Source organism: Salipaludibacillus neizhouensis (genome assembly GCF_002886185.1).
GTDB lineage: Bacteria > Bacillota > Bacilli > Bacillales > Salisediminibacteriaceae > Salipaludibacillus > Salipaludibacillus neizhouensis.
In genome coordinates, this window is record NZ_KZ614146.1 from 950,361 (window position 1) to 972,911 (window position 22,551).

Genomic DNA, 22,551 nt, shown 5'->3' on the forward strand with positions numbered 1-22,551 from the left:
TATTTACTATGATTGTTAAATCATGGGGAAAGCCTAAAGACGTTTCCCTTGGAAAGCACAGATGAAGCATATTAGAGCAACAAACCTATTCTCATATAAACAACAAACTGTAGGAAATGTTTTATTTTAAAAACGTTATATTTCCATTATAATTACGTTAGGTGCTAGGTTAACTATTAGTTTTAGCTGAGTTAAGTTTAGATGAGATGAGGAGAGATGAAACAATGAATAAGAAAGAATTGTATGCTCAATCAGGAGTGGCGATGACATGTCGTTCATTTAAAGAGTATGAAGAAATGTTTGAGTTGGACGTTGCATCGCTGGCGAAGAAGTCTATTCTAGATATTGCTGCAGGTGCTTCGTCATTTACTTCGGAATTAAATCAAAGAGGCTGTAATGCGATTGCAGCAGATCCATTGTACAGATTATCCACAGAAGAAATTTATATTCTAGGGGAAGAAGAAATGAGAATAGCTTCCCAAAAGCTATCTAAAAATGAGAATCTTTTTGTATGGGATTATTATCAAGACTTAGAGAATCATGAACAAATACGTAAGAAATCGTTATTTCAATTTATAGCTAGTTACAAAAATGATAATAGTAAAACAATGTATGTTCCAGCTAATTTGCCTCGGTTACCTTTTGAAAAGGATGTATTTTCATCTGTGTTTTGTAATCATTTTTTATTTTTATATGAAGCACAATTTGATTACACATTTCATTTGAAAGCGATGAAAGAATTAATAAGGGTGACCCAAAGAGACGGATCCATTTATATTTATCCCTTAGTTGGATTTAATGATGAAGTTTATTCTCACTTAAAGGAGTTAATACAAGAAGTAGAAAAAAATGGTGCGAGTGTTGAAATGATAGAAACCGCCTTCCGATTTTTACCTTCAGCAACTCACTTTTTGAAAATAACTAAATAATGCAGCAGTGACGTTCCTTGTTTGAATGGAGGGACGTCATTTTTTATAAGGTAAGTATTTAATAAAAGACGGCTATGCAGTTTTTTAAAAAGTAATGCTATACTCTAAGAAACAATTGCTAAGATAATAGACTATTTTCGAAAACTTTCTTGTTTTTAAAAAAGTTTAAGTAGCGAAAAGGTGCGGATTCACCGGAAATACAGCCTCCGCATTCAGGAACCAATCTGTTTTCATAAATACGATAAAAAGATTCCTTAGGAGTGATTGACATGTGGGAATTGTTGTTAGCCATGCTGGAAAGGTTGGGCATCATTGTCGCAGTCGCTTTCATAATGACTCGCTTTAAATTCATTCGGCATCTAATTGATAAACGAAAGATTACACCACAACATAAGGTTAGTGTCATCGTTATGTTTGGCATATTTGGAATAATTGGTACATATTCGGGTTTAACGGTCAACGCTGAGCATGCAACGTATACGAGGTGGGCCCTTGAACTGAACGAAGGAGAAGCAATTGCTAATTCAAGAGTAATTGGGGTGGTGGTTGCCGGTCTACTCGGCGGGTGGAAAATTGGTTTAGGAGCTGGATTAATTGCCGGTACTCACCGTTTCTTTCTAGGTGGTTTCACAGGCCTAGCTTGTGGACTAGCTACTGTGATTGCAGGAGCTATTGCCGCATATTTTTACAAAAGAAATAAAAATAAGCGGATTATCTCTTTACAGACCGCATTCTGGGTAGGAATGATTGCGGAAGCAGTTCAAATGATTATTATCGTACTAGTCGCCAGGCCATTTGATCAAGCGATGCTTCTCGTTGAAAGTATAGGTGTACCGATGATCATTGCTAACGGAATCGGAACAGCTATTTTCATCTTAATTATCCGAAACGTTTTTTATGAGGAAGAAAAAATGGGATCAATACAAGCGCAGAAAGCATTACGATTAGCCGATTACACGTTAAAATATTTACGAAAAGGACTTAATAAACAATCAGCCCAAGCTACGTGTGACATTCTTTTAAAGGAAACAAGAGTAGATGCTGTTTCTTTAACCAATAAGGATACGGTGCTAGCTTTCGAAGGGCTAGGTCATGAATACCATTTAGTAAATGATAAAGTTAGAACTGGCGCTACGAAACGAGTGTTAAGAGACGGCGAGGTAGTTATTGCTAACGAAGAAGAAATTTCTTGTGGCCACGAGAAGTGTCCATTGAGATCAGCTATTATCGCACCTCTGAAAATAAAGGATAAAACGATTGGGACATTGAAATTTTACTTTAAATCAGAAGAAGATATGACACAAACGACGATTGAATTAAGCAAGGGACTATCTACAATTCTAAGCCATCAGCTTGAGTTATCTGAAGTAGACCGACATTTGGAGTTGGCAAAACAGGCAGAAATTAAAGCTCTTCAGGCTCAAGTAAGTCCACACTTTTTATTCAATGCTTTAAATACAATTGTCGCGTTAATTCGAACTGATCCAATGAAAGCTAGAAAGTTATTAATTTCTCTCTCTCATTTTTTTAGACAGAACTTAGCTGGGACAACAGCAACAGAAGCTACATTAGAAGAAGAGCTTAATCATGTGAAAGCATATCTTCAAATAGAGGAAGCTCGTTTTTCAGATAAGTTAACGATAGAATTCGATGTCGATGAAGAGGTATTACATGTTAAAATCCCACCGATGACATTACAGCCTATTGTTGAGAATGCAATTAAACACGGGGTGAAGCAATCAACAGAAGCTAGTTTGATAATCATACGAATTAAAGAACTGAGAGAAGTCGTTCATTTAGCTATTCGTGATAATGGGAGCGGAATTTCAGAAGATCGTTTGAACGAGTTAGGTAACGAGAAAGTATCGTCTGAAACAGGAGCAGGTATAGGGCTCTCAAATGTGAACCGCAGATTGCAAATGATGTATGGTGAAAAGAGAAAAATCAACATAGAAAGTAAACAAGGGAAAGGAACAGTAGTATCCTTCTCTATTCCTTTAAAGAGGTGATTAAGGATGAAACGTATTCGTGTTGTTGTCGTGGATGATGAGCCATATAGTCGCGATGAGATATTATTTTTACTTGGAAAGTATCAAGAAGTGGAAATCATCGGGGAAGCAGATTCTGGAGAAAAGGCTTTGGGAGTAATCATGAGAAAGTCTCCGGATGTGGTGTTTATTGATATTGAGATGCCACAAATGTCCGGAATGGAGCTGGCGCATTCACTTAAAAGTATGAAAAAAGTACCTCTCATTGTTTTTGCTACTGCATATCCCGATTATGCAGCAAAAGCTTTTCGTGTTCAGGCGCTGGATTATATTTTAAAACCATTTGACGAAGAACAGTTGGAGGAAACAATGCTTCTAATAAAGGATCGGCTCATTGTTAAGGAAACGCCTAATGAAAAAATTGTTGTTAGTAGTGCAAGGTTAGCGGTAGAGGACGAAGGGAAAATTGTATACTTGTCCCCTAACGAGATAACGTATTTATTTCGTGAAGAAAGAGAGACAATGATACGAACAACAGACTCACAATACAGCATGAAAATGCCGCTTAAAGATATAGAGATGAAATTGAAAAATCATCCATTTTTTCGAACTCATAAAAGTTATTTGGTTAATATAGATAGAATTGAAGAACTCATTCCTTGGTTCAATGGAGCATATCAAGTAAAAGTAGAAGGTAGTACTGAAGAAATACCAGTAAGCAGAAATTATGTCAAAGCTTTACGTGAGAGATTGGAGCTCTAGGTAATGAATCATTAAAACCCTTAGAACAGGAAGATGGCTTCAATTAGTCATCTTTGCTACACGTAAAACCGAATAACATACACGTTAAGTACCTCTATTAACATCTCGTCACAAAACAGACACATTTGTTTATTGATGGTGATAAAATGAAAGCGTGTTCAACCGTGACTATATAAAAGAAAGAGGTGCTTTTAACATGATTACATTTTTAGTTTGTATTGCAATTTTAATTATTGGTTATTTCACTTACGGAAAATTGATTGAGCGGATCTTTGGAGTTAATGAGGCAAGACAAACCCCTGCATATAGTCAAAAAGATGGGGTGGATTATATTCCAATGGGAACGAATCGTAACTCAATGATACAGTTACTGAATATCGCTGGCGTAGGACCTATATTCGGTCCGATCATGGGAGCTCTTTACGGACCAGTAGCTTTTATCTGGATTGTTGCTGGATCAATCTTTGCTGGCGCAGTTCATGATTATCTGACAGGGATGATTTCCATTCGTAACCATGGGGCGCATTTACCACAGCTTGCCGGTAAGTTCCTTGGCAATTCTATGAAGCATATCGTCAATGTAATTGCAGTGCTTCTTCTGTTGTTGGTAGGAACCGTCTTCGTCACTGCACCTGCTGGACTATTATTTAATCTATTGGATGGTTGGGTAGCACTAGGTGTCATAACCGGAGTAATTTTTGCTTACTATATTTTAGCAACTCTTCTTCCAGTCGATAAAATTATCGGCAGAGTATATCCAATTCTAGGAGCATTATTAGTAATCAGTGCTATTGGTATTGGTGGAATGTTACTATTTACCGGAGCGGCAATTCCTGAAATAACGCTTGAGAACATGCATCCTGGTGGCGCAGCAATCTTTCCATTATTAATGATAACTATTGCATGTGGAGCTATTTCCGGATTTCATGCAACACAATCACCGATTATCTCCAGGACCATGGAGTCAGAAAAAAATGGACGTAAAATCTTTTATGGCATGATGATTGTTGAAGGTATTATTGCAATGATCTGGGCAGCTGCTGCGATGAGTATATTCTACGGTACAGATTTAAGTGATTTAATTGCTTCTGGTGGAGCTGGTCTTGTTGTCAGTGAAGTTGCATTTACATTACTAGGTGCGGTTGGTGGAACATTAGCTGTTTTGGGTGTCATTGTACTTCCAATTACTTCTGGTGACACAGCATTCCGTTCAGCTCGAATGATAATTGCCGACTATATTAAAGTCCCTCAATTAAAAATGATGAACCGTTTATGGATCGCATTACCGCTATTCGTTGTCTCTTTCGCATTGACAAACATGGACTTCACTCTTTTATGGAGATACTTTGGAGTAACGAATGCGGCGATAAGTGCTATTGCATTATTTGTAGGGGCAATGTATTTAGCCATTCAAATGAAGTTTCACTGGGTTGCAACCATCCCTGCTATTTTCATGACAATGGTTTCCTTTACATTTATCTTTAGTGCACCGATTGGTTTCGGGCTCCCAATGACAACATCTTACATGTTAGCTGGGATAAGTACAGGGATTGTAGTAGCTTTGTTTGCTTATAAAGTGAAACTTAATCGAGAGATTGAAAACTTTAAAATTGATGAGGACGTAACAAAGATAGCTTAAATAGAAAGAAATACTATTGTATTGCTTGTAAAAAGCTGATTCTCACTGACAAGTGAGAATCAGCTTTTTAAATTGTGATATATATACTAATGCATACTAAATGCCATCTCTACAAATAATATTCCTAAGTATATTTTTCAGAGAGGGGATATGGAGCATGAATTCAGAACAGGGTGGAAACAGTACTGAGGAGAAAATGAAGGAGCATCAGCAGCATAAATCTTTGGTTGCTTCGGAATTAGGTGATTTATTTGCTAATTACATAGGCGATTCGTTATTTTGTTGCGTGTATGAACATCACCTCGAAGTAGTTGAAGACAGCGAAGTGAAAGAATTTTTAACCATTGCACTAAAAAATAGCAAAAAACATTTAGAGTCGATAAAAGAAATTTATAGTAAAGAAAATATACCACTGCCAGTCGGTTTCGGAGAGCAAGATATCCGAAGAAAGGTACCTCGTTTATTTAGTGACTTATTTATGGTGTTTTATGTTACAGAAATGGGAAGAGAAGCGTTAATAACCTATGGAAGTGCTTTGTCTACTTCGTTTAGACAGGACGTTATTAGTCATTTTGAAATGTGTATAAAAGATTCCATAGAAATTTATAAACAAGGTCAATTCTTGTTACTTTCGAAGGGAATGAATATTTCTCCAGCTGCAATTCCTTATCCAAAAAAAGTTGACTTCGTGGAAAAGGAATCTTTTATCTCTGCTATTGCTGGCAAGAATAGAGCCTTAACTGCAATGGAAATTAAACAACTACAAATTAATCTTAATACAAATACATTAGGTAAGTCATTAATGGTGGCATTTAGTCAAATTGCAGAATCAGAAGAATTAAGAAAATATTTTCATGAAGGTTCGAAATTAGCTGAGAAGCAGATTATTGAATTAAGCAAAACATTTCAGGACGATAGCTTACCTTCGCCAAAATTAATGGATGCCCATATTACTGACTCTACGATTTCCCCTTTCTCAGACAAATTATTGCTGTTTCACACTGTCCTAGCCAACGGGAGTGCCATACAAAATTATGGACTGGCAGTGTCTACAATATTAAGACATGACATTCATCTTCAGTTCGCAGGCCTTACAGTGGGAATCGCAAAATACGTAAATGATGGAACAAAACTCATGATAAAAAAAGGGTGGTTGGAAGAGCCCCCTACATCCGCTGATCGAGACAAACTTTCAAAAATGTCACATGGAAATCAACCTGTCGAGTAATTGGTTGGGTAACGTGAAAAGAAAGCCGAAAAAACATGAGGTTTTAATGTGGAGCATAGCATTACCGGGTTTTGGTCAGATTCTAAATAAACAAGTCTTAAAAGGGATTGTTTTGATAATTTTAGAGTTTTTAGTGAATGTTCAAAGTAATTTTAACTTAGGGATTATGTATTCTTTTAGGGGTGAAATAAGTGCTGCCTCCGAGGTGCTCAATTATCAATGGCTTATGTTCTATCCCTGTTTGTATATGTTTGCCATTTGGGATGCCTATCAGGATGCTGATGGAGAGGTATCTGATTTAGCTTATCTGCCATTCGTTTTTGGTGCATTTTTTATTACAATCGGATTGATGTATTCCAGCAAGATAGTTTTATTCGGAATACTGTTAGGACCTGTTTTTTTACCGATGCTCTTTTTAATTCCCGGATTACTCATAGGATATATTGTTAGAAAGATTGTAGTGATGGTTACTTAGCGAGGAGTGAAAAGATGAATGAACTAACAGCGGATGAGACCTCCAATTTATTTATGACCTATATGACGAATTCAATGGCATCGAATGTAACTGCAGATCTGTTAAAAAAAGAAGACGAACCGTGGGTAAAACAGATGCTCGATTTCGTATTAAAGCTTGCAAATTATTAAGTATACGGAGCAGAAAAGTTTTTGTTAGATGACGGTCAAACCTTGCCAGAACCTTTTACTAAAAAAGATATCGTGCTTAAAAATAAAAGATATTATTCCACTAACTTTGTTGTGTTACTTAAGTTTAGTTTAGCGCAAGACGCACTAAATGTGCTAGGTTTAGCGCTCTCTACAAGTATAAGGCCCGAAGTTCGGGAATTTTACAAGACATGTTTAACTAAAACTGCAGATCTAGTAGATATGTGTCTAAAATTAAAAGTGAAACTTGGATTACATCAGCCTTTGATCTATCTTCCGGAAAATCAAAAAGTAGATAAAATCAACAAGCAGGAGTTTCTAGGTAATTTCTTTGGGAGAAATCGTAATTTAACTACTTCAGAAGTACTGCAACTTACTAACAATTATCGGGCAATAGAAGTGACCCGCGAGGTATGTCGATCATTTTCCCGGTCAATGAATACGGAACTTAAAGCACATTATGAACGAGGCATAGAAATGTGTAAAGACCATTTAGAGAGTATTAAATCAAAGCTAGACAAAGATGAATTGCCTCAGCTACCAACTTGGGAATCAGAAATCGATACGGAAGGAGGGGCACCATTTTCAGAGCAAGTTGATGCTATTCAAAACAGCAAATTTAATGAGTGCTGCTGCGGGCCGTTACGGAGTCTCTGCTTCTTCCATATTCCGTAAAGATTTAGGAGCTCTGTTTCTTAAGCTAATGGGAGGCATACTGGTTTATTCGGAAGATACAAGTAACTTACTCATTAAACATCATATGTGGGATCACCCACCATTACTAGAGAAAAAGTAGAGTGGATGGAAAAGTCGGCTAATAATTAGTCGGCTTTTTATATTCCAGGTGACAGGCGTTTTTAATTAATATAAAGGGGAAAACCAGGAGTACTAGTTAACATCTCTTAGTTTAAGGAGGGATAATGATGTCATTAATTACGCTTGTCGCAACAAAAGAACTCATCTCTATCATGAGTGATGGAAGGTTATGTGAAGGAGACAAAGTCTACCAAGAGGATTTCAAAAAAATAGCGATGATATCAGATAACATTGTTTTAGGTGCAACTGGAAATCATGAGGAAGCTAAATCCCTCTTAGCTAATTGCTGCTGAATGGCTGGAAAGTTCAGAAGATGATATCGACAGCTTTGTGAACGTGACACGAGAAAAGGTATTGAAAATCAAGCCAAAAAACCACCGGACTAATATTACTCTCCATGTCGTCGTAGGAGCAGTTAATCGTGATAATGATATTATTTACTATTATTTTACCAATGACAAAAAATATAAATTAGAAAAGTGCTTACCTAAGATCCATGATCCTCACCCGGTGTGTTTTTCGTTAGGGAAAAGAGAGGCAGTTGATAAACTGAAAAAGAGAATCTATAAAGAAATGACTCTAGAAGACGTAATTAACGTCCAGTCAAAAATTAATACAGAAATTTCTCATTTGGATAAGACAGTAAATACTACGACATTTCATGAGGCAATTTCTCTCACTAATTATTAGACAGAAACAATAGATAGATAATCATGCATACATGAACGGGGACTTACATCTAGTAGTTCTGCTCATGGATTATTAATGAGGGAGATAAGCAAATGAAATTAAAATCTCTCTGTGACTAAACTAGACATTTTTCATGGCAGGAAGAATATAATCTATCATAGAAAGGTGTTAAAAAGGAGTGGTGTCGTATGACAAGAAAAATAGCAGAGTCTTCCGAAGAAATGATGGAGATTCTAGAGAATGATTTTCTGTCGGTTAAATATAGTTTCAGGGAGTTCGAATTTCAAGAAGTTGCTCCATTATCATGGATCGTAACAGGGGAAGAAGGTAGAATTTATTTATCTTTTGACAAAAGAATAAGAGGACTGAATGTTAAGAGAGATACAAAACATATTCATGATGATTTTATTGTTCCTAGTTATGCATCCAATTTAGAAGACAAGTATTGGCAATATGACTTACATTATTTCATTGGTGAAGCATTTAAGGTAACAAACTTTATGCCTGAAAGAGAGTTATGTAAAGATGAAATGAGAAGATTTTTTCAAGTGTCAGAAAGATACTTAAGACTTATAAACAAACCTTCGAGAGAATTGCTGGCTAGCATTAATCGTCATAATGCCAGTGCCGGAACATTGGCAGGACTGTTACATTCTCATGTGAAGTATAGCCTTCGGGAGATCACAGGTGAAAAAGAAGTTCTGTTTGAAAGTATTGCTTTGCTGAAAGAATTTGATGCCATTGAAGCAGGAAGAGATTATGATAGAAAGAAATTTACTTTGATGTTAGACGGTTGTGAGCGGATAATATCGCAACATAAAATGTATATTCATTAAATTTTATTAAAGAGCCTAGTCCATAGTTATAAAACTAGGTTCTTTTTTGACATAAGAAAGATGACAGCCAACTTTTCAGCAGACGTATCATTCGAGTAGCACCTACACGAAATTCATACGTGCTACTCGGAGTGGTGAAAGCCCGCGCTGCATTTAACAAAAGACGGCTATGCCGTTTTTCTTATTGATCATTTTTTGTTGCCTGTTGGGACTCACTAACAAGTCGTTTTGTCATGTCTTCTGTTGCTTGTGAAGAATCTCCACTTGGGTCTACTCCTAATTCCTCAGCAATTTCATACTTCATTTTATCTAGAGCTTTTTCAATTCCAGGTACTAAGAGTTTGTTACTTTCAACCATGTTCATCAACTCCTTTTCTTTATTTCTCTTATTATGTCTAGTTATTACATTTTTATCAGGAATACAAATGTAATCTTAGACGCTAAAACTAAAATTGATTGTCTTTATCGATAAGAATTTATTTTTTATAAGCAAAATACTTGAAAGTCAAAATAGGTCAAAGTATACTAGAAATATGTTAGTCAAAGATAGTCAAAGTCAAATTAAATATAACAATAAAATTCCACATAAATCAGGGAGGTAGAAATATATGAATTGTCAAAAATGTAACGAAAGACAAGCAACAATTAATTTAAATGTGCAATTGAATCATAGCAAGCATCAGGTGCAATTATGTCACCCTTGTTTTAAAGAATTACAATCTGAAAGTAAAATGCCTTCTGGTTTTGGAGGATCTTCAGATATGCCATTAAAAGATTTTTTTAACCAATTCAATGAATCAACAATGAATGCACAAAACCAAGATAAAAATGGCAAGCAAGCTCAGCAAGGAGGTAACCGAGGAGGTGGCTTATTGGACCAGCTTGGTCAAAATGTTACACAGGCTGCAAAAACAGGTTTAGTTGATCCGGTTATTGGTCGTAATGAGGAAGTAGATCGAGTCATTGAGATATTAAATCGTCGTAATAAAAACAATCCAGTTCTTATCGGAGAACCAGGGGTTGGTAAAACTGCAATAGTGGAAGGGCTAGCTCTTAAAATTAGCGAAGGAGATGTTCCTTCTAAGCTCTTAAACAAAGAAGTATATTTACTCGATGTCGCTTCCTTAGTGGCGAACACAGGAGTTCGTGGTCAATTTGAAGAAAGGTTAAAACAATTGATTGCTGAACTGCAGCAGCGAAAAAATGTGATTTTATTCATCGATGAGATTCATCAAGTGGTTGGAGCTGGTTCCGCAGAAGGCTCCATGGATGCCGGTAACATATTGAAACCCGCATTAGCTAGGGGCGAACTTCAAGTAATTGGTGCGACGACATTAAAAGAATACCGTACAATTGAAAAAGACGCAGCGTTAGAGCGCCGTTTCCAGCCGGTGATGGTTCATGAACCATCGGAAGAGGATGCCATTGATATTCTAAAAGGAATTCAATCAAAATACGAAGCATATCATGAAGTAACATATTCTGAAGAAGCAATTCGTGCATGTGTGACGTTATCTCATCGGTATGTTCAAGATCGATTTTTACCTGATAAAGCAATTGATCTTTTAGATGAAGCCGGGTCAAAGCTAAACTTACAAGCAGGTGGCACCAACCATAGTAATATTGAAGAACGATTAAGGGTGATAGCTGAGGAAAAAGATGCAGCCTTGAAAGACGAGAACTATGAAGCGGCTGCGAAGCTCCGAGATGAAGAAGAAAACTTAGAAAAGCAATTGGAAACGAAGAAAGAAGAAAAGGTAATCGTAAACGTGGAAAACATTCAGGCAATCATTGAAAGGAAAACTGGTATTCCAGTAGGTAAACTCCAGGATAATGAAGCGTCAAAAATGAAGAATCTATCTGAGAATCTTGCCGGAAAAGTGATAGGACAAGCTAATGCGGTAGCTAAAGTTGCTAAAGCTGTTCGTCGTTCTCGTGCAGGGTTAAAGCCGAAACATCGTCCGATTGGATCGTTTCTATTTGTAGGACCAACGGGTGTCGGAAAAACCGAGTTGACGAAGACACTTGCAGAAGAAATGTTTGGTTCAAAAGATGCTATGGTTAGACTTGATATGAGCGAATATATGGAAAAGCATGCTGTTTCTAAATTAATTGGTTCGCCTCCAGGCTATATCGGTCATGATGAAGCGGGTCAATTGACGGAAAAGATTCGTCGGAACCCATACTCCATTATCTTACTTGATGAAATCGAGAAAGCACATCCAGATGTCCAGCACACTTTTCTGCAAATATTAGAGGATGGGCGGTTAACGGACAGCCAGGGCCGTACAGTCAGTTTTAAGGAGACTGTGATTATAATGACGAGTAACGCTGGCGTGGGTTCAAAGCAAGGGAAGGTAGGATTTGGTGCTGACAACGATGCGTTAAGGCAAACTTCGATTTTGGATTCCTTGTCAGCTTACTTTAAGCCTGAATTCTTGAACAGATTTGATGCAATTATTGAGTTTGATCACTTGGGAAAAGACAGTCTTATCGAGATTGTGGAATTAATGCTAAAAGAGTTGCAAGAAACATTGAAAGAACAAAATATGAGTATAACAGTATCACAAGAGGTAAAAGAAAAGTTGGCCGAGCTTGGTTACCATCAAGAGTTTGGTGCTCGACCATTGCGTCGAACGATTTCCGAACAACTAGAAGATCGAATTACTGATTTGATTCTTGACAAAGATGATACGAAAGAAATCAATGTTGTTCTGGAGAATGAAGAAATTAAATTGGTATAAACAATCACACCCACCATGTGGTAAAATTCATATGGTGGGTGTTTTAATTAATTATTTATAAAGATACAGATATAATATCTGTCAACAAGGGAGATTGATGAACCATGCGCTCTTCTACAAAAATGAAGTGGCTTACAGGATGTTTTGAATTTATTCTTGGTATTCCGTTCCTGGGTGCATCCATTGTCATTGGATTCTCATGGGCACCTCTCGGAGTAATGTTGTTATTACATGTTATTACAATGATTATTTCTTCAAGAGATGGCGGTAATAAATACGGCTCTATTATTGGCATCTTTACCAATCTCATTGCATGGATTCCACTAGTCGGAATGACCATGCACCTGATTACTGGAATTGTACTTATGGTAGATGCTGCCAGAGGAAAAACAAAACGAATAGAGTAGATCACGAAGGGGCTGAAAAAGTTAATTAGAACTTTTTTTGTGCCTTTTTTTAGTAGATAAGAATTTATAAAATTGACAGCTATCTTTACGCCACGCGTGTCAAGGGAAACCTACCCTTGACACTTAAATGATGGTGGCTAAAAGATCACGCTGTATTTAATAAAAGACGGCTATGCCGTTTTTCTTATTGACTTAGTTCTTGAGACTCTTTTTTCGTATTAACAGGTAAGGGTTTCATTCCATTTTATACCGAGTCCTAGAAATTGTTTTCTAAATGAAATGATAGTACATTTATAGAATAATTAAACAATTAATAAAGGGCGTGGGAATCTATGACAGGGAATGATAAACTAGAGGGGAAAAAGCCTGAAGAAATTTCTAAAGACGGTTCATTTAAACGGCAAAAAAACAGGTTTGCAACGCCTTTTGGAACAAAGTCTGGTGAGCTGCCTGTAGTAGCAGGACGCTATCGTCTTATATGGTCCCCAGCATGTCCATGGGCCCATCGCTCGGTAATCGTTCGAAAAGTTCTTGGTTTGGAAAATGTTATCAGTTTAGGCACAGTTAGTCCAATGCGTCCGGATATTCCTCGGGTTGACTGGGAATTTTCTTTAGATGATCAAGGAACGGATCCAGTGTTAGGGATTAGATATTTAAGTGAAATATATATTAGCACAGATCATAACTATTCTGGTCGTCCAACGGTTCCAGTAGTAGTTGATGTTACAAACAAGCAAGCTGTCAATAACGATTATTTCAAACTTACAAATTATTTGGAAAGAGAATGGGCTCCTTTTCATAAAGAAAATGCACCAGATTTATACCCCACACATCTACAGACTGAAATTGACGCTTTAAATGATGTTATTTTTCACGATATAAATAATGGTGTATATAAATGCGGCTTCGCTGCGTCACAAGATGCTTATGAACTAGCTTTCGACCAATTGTTTGCGAGGTTGGACGATTTAGAAGACCGCTTATCAAAACAAAGGTTCTTATTTGGTGATTTTATTACTGATTCTGATGTACGACTTTACTCTACCTTAATCAGATTTGATGCCGCCTATTATTCAGCTTTTAAAACGAATAGAAACCTTATCCGGGAATTTAAAAACTTAGGTGAATACGTCAAGGATTTATACCAAACGCCTGGTTTTGGAGATACAACGGACCTTGAGGCGATTAAAAAACATTACCATTTGTCGATAACGATAATTCCAAATAATAATGAGAAGAAAATTCTCCCGAAAGGACCTGTTTTAACTAGCCTTGACTCACCGCATAGTCGGCATTTAATAAGTGGTAAACAAGAGAAGTTTCTCAAGTAATGTTAGTGAGGGGATAAAGTAATGATTACACGTAATGCTGAAAAGGAAGAACTACAACTAATTCGAGAACAACGAATAGCTGCATATGCAGAGCATGCCAAGGAAATAAATGAAGATCACTGGAGGGGTCTTGAAAAAGCAATTTCTTCAGAGGGTGACATTCAACCAGGCTCAGAGATGATTGTTGCAGAAATCCATGGAGAAATTCTTGGTAGTATCGTATTGTTTCCAGCAAAAACAGATGCTTATGATGGATATGTCGAGGAATTGGAATACCCTGAAATTCGTATGCTGGCAGTGTCTCCTGAAGCGCGTGGCCAAGGTGTAGCGAAAGCTTTGATATCAGAATGCATTCGAAGAGCGAAAGAAAAAGGCTACAATACAATTGGCCTTCATACTGGATCGTTTATGAAAACCGCGATTAAACTTTATGAACAATTTGGCTTCGAACGTATTCCACAATATGATTTCGAACCAGCAAATGATGGTATTATTGTGAAAGCATTTCGACTGTCGATTGTCGATATAGAGGGATGTAAAACTGCTTCTCTTCGCGCTAACTAGCATAAAGGCAAGCCTCTTTTTTTTATACATATGTGATGGCGAAATCTCACGCTGTATTTAACAAAAGACGCTATGCCTTTTTCTTATCATGCTTTGTTTACTATTGTAGTTGTATCAATGAAATCTCTCTTCTACAGGTAAATGTATGGGAACCTTAAACCACCACAAAACAAATATGGCCACAAATCCCGATAGAACATAAGTTAACAGAGGACGGGTTTCATGCAGTTTCAATAGTGGAAACATGACAAATAAAAAAACAATCGACCATCCTAATGTCCATCCGTATTGATAGTCGATATGTCCTGTTAAAGTAAATATATATTCCCATATCCCATAAATTGCAATCCACTGGAGTGTATGTAAAATCTGTTTGATCATCGTTTTTGGGAAGTTACTTAAAAATAATAGCCCAGTAGCAGGAAAGACGATAAATGTATAGATGGTTTCTGTTACAGAATGATTTGAAAATGGATCGGCGTCCATTCTCCAAAGAAAGTAATTTGCTGTGTAAAAATTGTAAATCATGTTTCCGAGAGCGAAGAACAGTAATGAAGCGTGATACTTCTTCCAATTCCTCCAATCGCCCCATCCATAGGCCGCTATAATACTAATAATTGCAGTAAGTATATGCATAAAATTCACCTTTTAAAAAATATTTTTTTGTTTAAAATGGTTGTTTTCATTATTCTGAAAGCAAGTTGATACAATAGTAGTGTGCATATATTTGGGTAATATTATTAAAAAATAATAAGCTAAAAGTAAGAAGTTTAAATTGAATCAAGAACGATCTCGAATATTATAGCAAAATTTCAAAGTGGAAATGAAAGGTTAGAAGTAGAAGAATTTATTAAAGATATCACGCATTTGGTTGAAACTAATTTAGACAAACAGTAACTTGCAAGAAAGTAAACAATACTGGTTATTAATTATGCTATAATAATAGAAATTACATAGAAATGGGTGGTAGATGTGGCTTCTATTGGTAAGCTACCAGAAAATATTTCATTGTTACACGCTTTAGATAGTATCGGTGAAAATATTATTGTTGCTGATGTAGATTATAATATTGCATGGATGAACTCACATGCTACAGAATTGTTTTCAAAAGTTATCACTTGGGATTGAATATGGGCCGATTCCATCGTGTACCAGATTATCAAAAAAAAATTATGGATGAACTAACAGAAGTGCACCGGGCTCGTATAAATATCCGTAACAGATTGGTAGCTGATATTGTTATAACACCTATAAAAACTGAAGCGGAAAAAATAGAAGGATACATAGTTATGCTGTTAGACGTGACAACGAAAGCAGAGGAAGAAAAAAAGAAAGACAATTTGATCAAGGGCTTATCTGTTCCCATCATGTACATATGGGAGAAAACAATTGCACTTCCTCTTATAGGAGATTTTACACAGGAACGTGGAGAAAATATGATTTCTTCTGTTTTAATGGAATCTTCTTCTAATGATATTGATTACGTACTAGTATCTCTGGGGGGATTAAATAAGTTTGATGATGGAGTACAGTCAAGTATAAAAACGTTAAATGATTGCTTGCAATTAATGGGGATAGAATGTATCCTTGTTGGAATTACGCCAAAAATAGCAATGACCTTTGGTGAGGCAAACAAACAAATGCGTACTTTTGGCAGTTCACACGAGGCACTAAAGTACATTATTAAATAAAAAAATAGAGCGCGAAGTCTACTTGACAAATGCCAAAAAAGTATGATAAAAATTAAGTAATCGTTTTCAATTGCATACAAGGATTGTGACTGTTCGGCAGGCAAAACCTAAGTTTGTAGTGGAATTTCCCTTTTAGGAATATTCTATAACAACGTTAGGTTTTTTTATTTCTGTTCCTGCAAAAGCTAATAATATTTCGGAAGGTGAGGTGGATAAGGATAATAAAAAAGGTCCTAAATAGCAATATATTTAGTGCAAAGAATGAATTGGATCATCAGGAAATAGTCGTTACGTGGGAAGGATTGCTTTACAACTATAAAATTGAATCAGATGATATTATTAAAGAAATGTCGAAATATAAGTATTTTTGTCATGAAAGCGTTGACACTTGTTTAGAGAAGTAATATACTAAGCTTACAAATTAAATATCCTTCGAAGGAATGTTACCACTTAGTGGGCATAACCTGATCTGATTTTGAGAACACACAATTTGTGTGCGTTTCAAATCGGATCAGGTTTTTATTTTGCAAAAAATAGAAAACATCATAAGAAAGTGGGGGTTATCATGAAATACGAAGAGTTAGCAAAAGATATAATTGACAAAGTTGGCGGGAAAGATAACGTCAAAAGTGTTGTGCATTGTATCACCAGATTAAGATTCAAATTGAAAGATGAAAGTAAAGCCCAAACAGAAGAATTAAAGAACATGAATGAGATTGTGACAGTAATGAAAAGCGCTGGTCAGTACCAGGTTGTTATTGGTAATCACGTTCCAGATGTTTATAAAGCAGTCGTTGAAGTAGGTGGTTTCGCCCATAAAGAAGAGGTAGATCAAGAAGAAGAACAAGATACCAATTTATTTAACCGCATGATTGATATTATTTCTAGTATCTTTACTCCTGTCTTAGGTGTTTTAGCTGCAACAGGGATGATCAAAGGTTTTAATGCACTATTTTTAGCACTTGGATGGTTAGAAGAAGGACAAGGAACCTATCAGTTATTAGACATAATCGGGGATTCTTTATTCTACTACTTCCCAATCTTCTTAGGTTACACTGCAATCAAGAAATTTGGCGGTTCACCATTCATTGGAATAGCCATCGGGGCCTCTCTGGTTTACCCAACACTAAACACAATCTTGGCAGCCGAACCTCTATACGTCTTGTTTGCTGGTACAGTGTTTGAATCACCAGTTCAATTTACCTTTTTAGGTATTCCTATTATTATAATGGGTGCGGGTTATGCATCATCAGTTATCCCTATTATTCTTGCTACTTTATTCGCTTCAAAAGTGGAACGTTGGTTAAGAACATTCATCCCTGACGTTGTCAAAATGTTCTTAATTCCATTCTTTACATTGCTTATCGTTGTGCCACTTACGTTTATTGTTATTGGTCCTATTGCAACTTGGGCAAGCCAAATACTCGGACAAGGGACACTCTTCGTTTATAACCTAAGTCCAGTTATTGCCGGTCTTGTCATCGGTGGTTTATGGCAAGTAATCGTCATTTTCGGTTTACATTGGGGACTAATCCCAATTGCAATTAACAATTTAACAACAACTGGTGCTGATCCAGTATTAGCCATGATGTTTGCTACTACTTTTGCTCAAATCGGTGCAGTCTTAGCTGTATGGATAAAAACAAATAATGATAATTTAAAAACATTAAGTATTCCTGCTTTTATCTCTGGAATATTCGGTGTAACGGAGCCGGCAATCTACGGGGTAACATTACCTTTGAAAAAACCGTTTATTATTAGTTGTATTGCTGCTGGAATAGGTGGTGGTCTTATTGGTTTCGTTGGAGGACAAGGATACAGAATCGGTGGATTGGGAATTTTTCAAATCCCGTCATTTATCGGAACAAGCGGACTTGATTTAGCATTTTGGGGTGCGATTCTATCAGCTCCTTTAGCATTTGTATTAGCCTTCGTCTTGACATACATTTTCGGTGGAATTAATAAAGCCAATTCACCAGTAATGCAGGAAGGTGCAACTGCATCTGAAGCTCCAGTAGAGCCATTAACAGAGAAATCAACATCTTCTGTTGAGAATAAAGGAGAAGTAATTGCTAGTCCGTTTACTGGAAAAATCGTTCCATTAGTTGAGATTGAAGATGAAGCATTTTCAACAGGTGCTCTTGGAAAAGGAATCGCTATTTTACCTACAGAAGGTAAATTACATGCACCAGCATCTGGGACAGTATCAGCTCTTTTTCCGTCGAATCACGCAATTGGAATGACTACGGATAATGGAGCCGAACTCTTAATTCATGTCGGCATGGACACGGTTCAGTTACAAGGTAAATTCTTCACTTCTCATGTGAAACAAGGTGATCGAGTAGAAAAAGGTCAACTCCTTACTGAATTTGATATCGCGAAAATTCAAGACGCAGGATACAGTCTCGCGACACCAGTTGTTGTGACAAATCCAACGAATTATAATTTGATGACTACAGAAGAAAAAGAAGTGAAACAAGGTGACAGTCTAATTACGCTAATCTAGGTGTTTTTAATCAGAAGGAAGAGTATAACAAATCTTCCTTCTGATAATTTATTATCAAGGAGGGGTTACTATGAAAAATTACATATTTCCAGAAAACTTTTTATGGGGTGGTGCCATTGCCGCAAACCAAACAGAAGGTGCTTATCTAGAAGACGGAAAAGGATTAACTCTTGTTGATCTCCTTCCCACGGGACAAAAACGATGGGAAATTATGATGGGCAAGCTCGATAGTTTGGAACCCAAAGAGGGAGAGTTTTATCCATCCCATGAAGCAATTGATTTCTATCATCGCTATAAGGAGGATGTTGCATTATTTGCTGAGATGGGCTTTAAATCTCTTAGAGTATCCATTTCATGGTCACGCATTTTTCCGAACGGGGATGATGAAACACCGAATGAAGCTGGTTTAAAATTCTACGATCAATTATTCGATGAATTGTTAAAGTTCGGCATTGAACCAGTTGTAACGATTGCTCATTTCGATGTGCCAGTTAACTTAATCAAAACATACGGTAGCTGGAGAAACCGTAAACTTGTAAAGTTTTTTGAAAACTATGCAACAACTATTTTAGAGCGATACAAAGATAAAGTGAAATATTGGATGACATTTAATGAAATTAATATGCTGCTGCATTTACCGTTCGTAGGAGCTGGGCTCGTTTTTAAAGAGGGAGATAACGAATTACAGATCAAATATCAAGCGGCACATTACCAGTTGGTTGCAAGTGCATTAGCGGTAAAGGCGTGTCACAAGATTATTCCGGAAGCGAAAATTGGTTGTATGCTCGCTGCTGGTTCTACCTATCCTTATACATGTCATCCAGATGACGTTTTTGATGGGATGGAAAAAGACCGGGAATCGTTCTTTTTTATTGATGTGCAATCAAGGGGCGCTTACCCTGGCTATGCAAAGCGATTTCTTAAGGAAAACAATATTAGTATCAATATGGAAAAAGCAGATGAGGAACTTCTCAAATCTCATACTGTTGATTATATAGGATTTAGTTATTATGCAAGCCGTTCAACGAGTACAGATCCAGAAGTATTAAAGAACCAAACGAGCGGAAATATCTTTGGTTCCGTTGAAAACCCATATTTAGAAAAATCTGAATGGGGATGGACGATTGATCCTAAAGGATTTCGAATTACAGCGAATCAATTATATGATCGATATCAAAAGCCATTGTTTGTGGTAGAAAACGGATTAGGTGCGGTGGATGAAATGAGTGAAAACAGAGAAATTCACGATGATTACCGTATCGAGTATTTACGAAAGCATGTTGCTGAAATGGGCGAAGCAATGGAAGATGGTGTCGAGATTCTTGGTTATACTAGCTGGGGACCGATTGATATTGTCAGTGCATCTACAGGAGAAATGAAAAAGCGATACGGCTACATTTATGTAGATAAAGATAACGAAGGAAAAGGTTCGTTGAATCGAACGAAAAAGAAAAGCTTTTATTGGTACAAAAAAGTGATTGAGTCAAATGGTGAGCAGATCGATTAATTAGTTAGTTCAAAAAAGTAGAAGAAGCAATAGGCGGAGACTTGAGCGTCCGCCTTTAGCGAATTCGAGCACAGTCCTGATTAAAAGAATAATCTTTGATAGATAGATGATAAATTTTTAGAAGGAGTGATTTGATGAGTGAAATTAAAAAGTTTCCTGAAGGATTTTTATGGGGTGGTGCAGTTGCTGCCAACCAATTAGAAGGTGCATACAAAGAAGATGGAAAAGGACTTTCAACGGCAGACGTTTCTCCAAAAGGAATTATGAGCCCACCCGATTTCTCCATGAAGGATTTCAATTTATACCATGAAGGAATTGATTTTTACTATACTTACAAAGAAGATATTGCTTTGTTTGCTGAAATGGGATTTAAATCCTTTCGTTTTTCGATTGCCTGGACTCGCATTTTCCCTAATGGAGATGAGCAAACTCCAAATGAACAAGGCTTGGAATTCTATGAAAAAGTAATCGATGAATTAGTAAAATATAATATTGAGCCTGTCATTACCATTTCTCATTATGAAATGCCATTAGCTCTTGTGAAAAACTATAGTGGTTGGAAAAGCCGAAAATTGGTTGCATTTTATGAAAATTATGCGAAGACCTTGTTTACTCGTTTTCATAAAAAAGTGAAATACTGGATGACATTTAATGAGATTAATGTCGTTATGCATGCGCCATTTACTGGCGCAGGCCTTCTTTTTGAAGAAGGAGAAAAGAATGATCAAGACATTTACCAATCCGCACACCATCAATTTGTTGCAAGTGCATTTGCCGTTAAGGTTGGACATGAGATCAATCCTGATCTTCAAATTGGTTGCATGATTGCTTCCATGCTTACGTACCCTTATTCATCGAAACCGGAAGACATGTTGGCTGCTGTGATGCAAGATAGAAAAACGTTGTTCTTTTCCGATGTTCAGGCAAGAGGATATTATCCTTCCTACATGAAGAACTACATAGAGGAAAATGATATTAATATTGTTATGGAAGATGGAGATCTTGAGACTCTTCAGGAAAATACGGTCGATTATATCGGCTTTAGTTATTACATGTCTTTTGTAGCAAGTACGGAACCCGAACATTTAAAAGCACAAACATCTGGCAACCTTTTAGCAGGCGTAAAAAATCCTCATTTGAAAGCTTCAGAGTGGGGATGGCAAATTGATCCTGTTGGTCTTAGAACAGTAAGTAATCAACTGTATGATCGATATCAAAAGCCGTTATTTATTGTGGAAAATGGTTTAGGAGCAGTTGATAAAGTCGAAGAAGATGGCTCAGTTAATGATGATCACCGAATCGACTATTTACGAGCGCATATTCAAGAAATGAAAAAAGCAATTGCCGATGGAGTAGATATTATAGGATACACATCATGGGGACCAATTGACTTAGTAAGTGCATCAACAGCAGAGCTCAAAAAACGGTACGGATACATTTACGTGGACCGTGATAGTAAAGGACAAGGTTCGAATAAACGAATCAAGAAGAAAAGTTTTAATTGGTATAAAAATGTTATTGCAACAAATGGGGAAGAGTTATAATTTAATAACTAAATGGAACTGCTAAGTATGACTCTCTTAGCAGTTTTTTAATGTAATCGGACAGCGAATTTCATAAGTACTTCATTGTTTGAATGTTCACCCAACGATTCATTAATATAGCGAGATCGTTAACTGTAATAACTGCTCGTGTTTCATACATTCTATTAAAATTTTGTGGATCGTTCGATATGTATGAGCGAAAATGAGTCATATTCATAAGCCTAGTCAATTGAAATCAAACGATGTTAATTGGTAGATGTATTGTTCCTTATCGCTTCTCGAATGATGTCTGTGTCTTCTTGATTCGTTACTTCTTCTTGAGGAAATCTACAATTTTTATACATGACTTCTTCTTTCTTATAGCCAGTGATAGCTTCAAAGTGATTATTAACATGTATAATTGGATTATATGATAAATGAGGGTCAATAATTGTTTCACCGATACTCATTTCTTCAATTATATAAAAAAATTATCGGAAGAAAGATTAGCATTAATTAGTTTCAAAACTTTGTCATTTCGCAAAACGACAGTCCTATTATTCCCTCCAGGAAACTCTTTTCCATTTATTTCATTTAGTAGTTTGACAAATAAAAAATTATGTCTAAGTATTTAAATTTTTCAATTACGACTTATGTCTTAGTATATCTACATTTTAAACTTGAAGGCATGTTATTGTGAAAAGAATATAATGATAGTAATATGATT

The 22,551-nt window shown here is 36.5% G+C and carries 25 protein-coding genes; 22 read left to right on the forward strand and 3 right to left on the reverse strand.

The window, feature by feature from the left end:
* Positions 1 to 224: 224 nt before the first annotated feature.
* The 12 genes from CEF18_RS04435 (at position 225) to CEF18_RS04485 (ending at position 9,551) form a co-directional block, all read left to right on the forward strand.
* The gene (locus CEF18_RS04435) at positions 225 to 929 is read left to right on the forward strand and encodes a class I SAM-dependent methyltransferase (RefSeq protein ID WP_110935384.1); all 705 of its coding nucleotides are present in this window, start codon (positions 225 to 227) and stop codon (positions 927 to 929) included.
* A gap of 269 nt (positions 930 to 1,198) precedes the next feature.
* The gene (locus CEF18_RS04440) at positions 1,199 to 2,938 is read left to right on the forward strand and encodes a sensor histidine kinase (protein ID WP_110935385.1); all 1,740 of its coding nucleotides are present in this window, start codon (positions 1,199 to 1,201) and stop codon (positions 2,936 to 2,938) included.
* A gap of 6 nt (positions 2,939 to 2,944) precedes the next feature.
* Positions 2,945 to 3,679 carry a LytR/AlgR family response regulator transcription factor gene (locus CEF18_RS04445; RefSeq protein WP_110935386.1) on the forward strand — a complete coding sequence of 245 codons (735 nt, stop codon included), beginning with the start codon at positions 2,945 to 2,947 and terminating at the stop codon, positions 3,677 to 3,679.
* Between the two features lie 196 nt (positions 3,680 to 3,875).
* A complete protein-coding gene (locus CEF18_RS04450; RefSeq protein ID WP_110935387.1) occupies positions 3,876 to 5,318 on the forward strand; it encodes a carbon starvation CstA family protein in 1,443 nt (480 codons plus the stop codon).
* Positions 5,319 to 5,475: 157 nt separating this feature from the next.
* The gene (locus CEF18_RS04455; RefSeq protein WP_110935388.1) at positions 5,476 to 6,546 is read left to right on the forward strand and encodes a DUF3231 family protein; all 1,071 of its coding nucleotides are present in this window, start codon (positions 5,476 to 5,478) and stop codon (positions 6,544 to 6,546) included.
* A gap of 46 nt (positions 6,547 to 6,592) precedes the next feature.
* Entirely contained in the window at positions 6,593 to 7,021 is a 429-nt protein-coding gene (locus CEF18_RS04460; RefSeq protein WP_223292227.1) for a hypothetical protein, read from the forward strand.
* Between the two features lie 14 nt (positions 7,022 to 7,035).
* The gene (locus CEF18_RS25730) at positions 7,036 to 7,191 is read left to right on the forward strand and encodes a hypothetical protein (RefSeq protein WP_183041023.1); all 156 of its coding nucleotides are present in this window, start codon (positions 7,036 to 7,038) and stop codon (positions 7,189 to 7,191) included.
* Positions 7,192 to 7,212: 21 nt separating this feature from the next.
* Complete coding sequence (locus CEF18_RS04465; protein ID WP_110935390.1) at positions 7,213 to 7,884, forward strand: DUF3231 family protein; 672 nt, start codon at positions 7,213 to 7,215, stop codon at positions 7,882 to 7,884.
* Complete coding sequence (locus CEF18_RS27100; protein WP_183041022.1) at positions 7,832 to 8,005, forward strand: DUF3231 family protein; 174 nt, start codon at positions 7,832 to 7,834, stop codon at positions 8,003 to 8,005. The genes CEF18_RS04465 and CEF18_RS27100 overlap by 53 nt, the downstream gene beginning before the upstream one ends.
* A 124-nt stretch (positions 8,006 to 8,129) precedes the next feature.
* Positions 8,130 to 8,318, forward strand: coding sequence for a hypothetical protein (locus CEF18_RS04475; RefSeq protein ID WP_110935392.1), 189 nt, complete (start codon positions 8,130 to 8,132; stop codon positions 8,316 to 8,318).
* Between the two features lie 61 nt (positions 8,319 to 8,379).
* Positions 8,380 to 8,715 carry a hypothetical protein gene (locus tag CEF18_RS04480; protein ID WP_110935393.1) on the forward strand — a complete coding sequence of 112 codons (336 nt, stop codon included), beginning with the start codon at positions 8,380 to 8,382 and terminating at the stop codon, positions 8,713 to 8,715.
* A gap of 188 nt (positions 8,716 to 8,903) precedes the next feature.
* On the forward strand, positions 8,904 to 9,551 hold the full coding sequence (locus tag CEF18_RS04485) for a hypothetical protein (protein WP_110935394.1): 648 nt from the start codon (positions 8,904 to 8,906) through the stop codon (positions 9,549 to 9,551).
* Positions 9,552 to 9,732: 181 nt separating this feature from the next.
* Here CEF18_RS04485 and CEF18_RS04490 read toward each other — a convergent pair whose 3' ends face one another.
* Positions 9,733 to 9,909 carry a small, acid-soluble spore protein, alpha/beta type gene (locus CEF18_RS04490; protein ID WP_110935395.1) on the reverse strand — a complete coding sequence of 59 codons (177 nt, stop codon included), beginning with the start codon at positions 9,907 to 9,909 and terminating at the stop codon, positions 9,733 to 9,735.
* 250 nt (positions 9,910 to 10,159) lie between these two features.
* On the opposite strand from CEF18_RS04490, the gene CEF18_RS04495 reads away from it, so the two are divergent.
* From CEF18_RS04495 to CEF18_RS04510, 4 genes are all read left to right on the forward strand, one after another.
* Positions 10,160 to 12,295 carry an ATP-dependent Clp protease ATP-binding subunit gene (locus tag CEF18_RS04495; RefSeq protein ID WP_110935396.1) on the forward strand — a complete coding sequence of 712 codons (2,136 nt, stop codon included), beginning with the start codon at positions 10,160 to 10,162 and terminating at the stop codon, positions 12,293 to 12,295.
* A gap of 104 nt (positions 12,296 to 12,399) precedes the next feature.
* Entirely contained in the window at positions 12,400 to 12,702 is a 303-nt protein-coding gene (locus CEF18_RS04500) for a hypothetical protein (protein ID WP_110935397.1), read from the forward strand.
* A 332-nt stretch (positions 12,703 to 13,034) separates the two neighbouring features.
* Positions 13,035 to 14,033: a glutathione S-transferase C-terminal domain-containing protein gene (locus CEF18_RS04505; RefSeq protein WP_110935398.1), complete on the forward strand. Its 999-nt coding sequence runs from the start codon at positions 13,035 to 13,037 to the stop codon at positions 14,031 to 14,033.
* Positions 14,034 to 14,054: 21 nt separating this feature from the next.
* Positions 14,055 to 14,597, forward strand: coding sequence for a GNAT family N-acetyltransferase (locus tag CEF18_RS04510; protein WP_110935399.1), 543 nt, complete (start codon positions 14,055 to 14,057; stop codon positions 14,595 to 14,597).
* 114 nt (positions 14,598 to 14,711) lie between these two features.
* Here CEF18_RS04510 and CEF18_RS04515 read toward each other — a convergent pair whose 3' ends face one another.
* Positions 14,712 to 15,233, reverse strand: a complete 522-nt coding sequence (locus CEF18_RS04515) for a CBO0543 family protein (RefSeq protein ID WP_110935400.1) — start codon at positions 15,231 to 15,233, stop codon at positions 14,712 to 14,714.
* A 336-nt stretch (positions 15,234 to 15,569) separates the two neighbouring features.
* On the opposite strand from CEF18_RS04515, the gene CEF18_RS26290 reads away from it, so the two are divergent.
* The 6 genes from CEF18_RS26290 (at position 15,570) to CEF18_RS04540 (ending at position 21,845) form a co-directional block, all read left to right on the forward strand.
* Positions 15,570 to 15,725, forward strand: coding sequence for a hypothetical protein (locus CEF18_RS26290; RefSeq protein ID WP_223292228.1), 156 nt, complete (start codon positions 15,570 to 15,572; stop codon positions 15,723 to 15,725).
* A 2-nt stretch (positions 15,726 to 15,727) separates the two neighbouring features.
* Positions 15,728 to 16,288, forward strand: coding sequence for an STAS domain-containing protein (locus CEF18_RS04520; RefSeq protein ID WP_223292229.1), 561 nt, complete (start codon positions 15,728 to 15,730; stop codon positions 16,286 to 16,288).
* 203 nt (positions 16,289 to 16,491) lie between these two features.
* Entirely contained in the window at positions 16,492 to 16,692 is a 201-nt protein-coding gene (locus CEF18_RS27105) for a CAT RNA binding domain-containing protein (RefSeq protein WP_183041019.1), read from the forward strand.
* A gap of 161 nt (positions 16,693 to 16,853) precedes the next feature.
* Positions 16,854 to 18,794, forward strand: coding sequence for a beta-glucoside-specific PTS transporter subunit IIABC (locus tag CEF18_RS04530; RefSeq protein ID WP_110935402.1), 1,941 nt, complete (start codon positions 16,854 to 16,856; stop codon positions 18,792 to 18,794).
* A 70-nt stretch (positions 18,795 to 18,864) separates the two neighbouring features.
* Positions 18,865 to 20,301 (forward strand): 6-phospho-beta-glucosidase, encoded by a 1,437-nt coding sequence (locus CEF18_RS04535; protein WP_110935403.1) that lies wholly within the window; start codon positions 18,865 to 18,867, stop codon positions 20,299 to 20,301.
* Between the two features lie 134 nt (positions 20,302 to 20,435).
* Entirely contained in the window at positions 20,436 to 21,845 is a 1,410-nt protein-coding gene (locus CEF18_RS04540; RefSeq protein WP_110935404.1) for a 6-phospho-beta-glucosidase, read from the forward strand.
* 245 nt (positions 21,846 to 22,090) lie between these two features.
* Here CEF18_RS04540 and CEF18_RS04545 read toward each other — a convergent pair whose 3' ends face one another.
* Positions 22,091 to 22,294 carry a PAS domain-containing protein gene (locus CEF18_RS04545; RefSeq protein ID WP_110935405.1) on the reverse strand — a complete coding sequence of 68 codons (204 nt, stop codon included), beginning with the start codon at positions 22,292 to 22,294 and terminating at the stop codon, positions 22,091 to 22,093.
* Positions 22,295 to 22,551 lie beyond the last annotated feature (257 nt).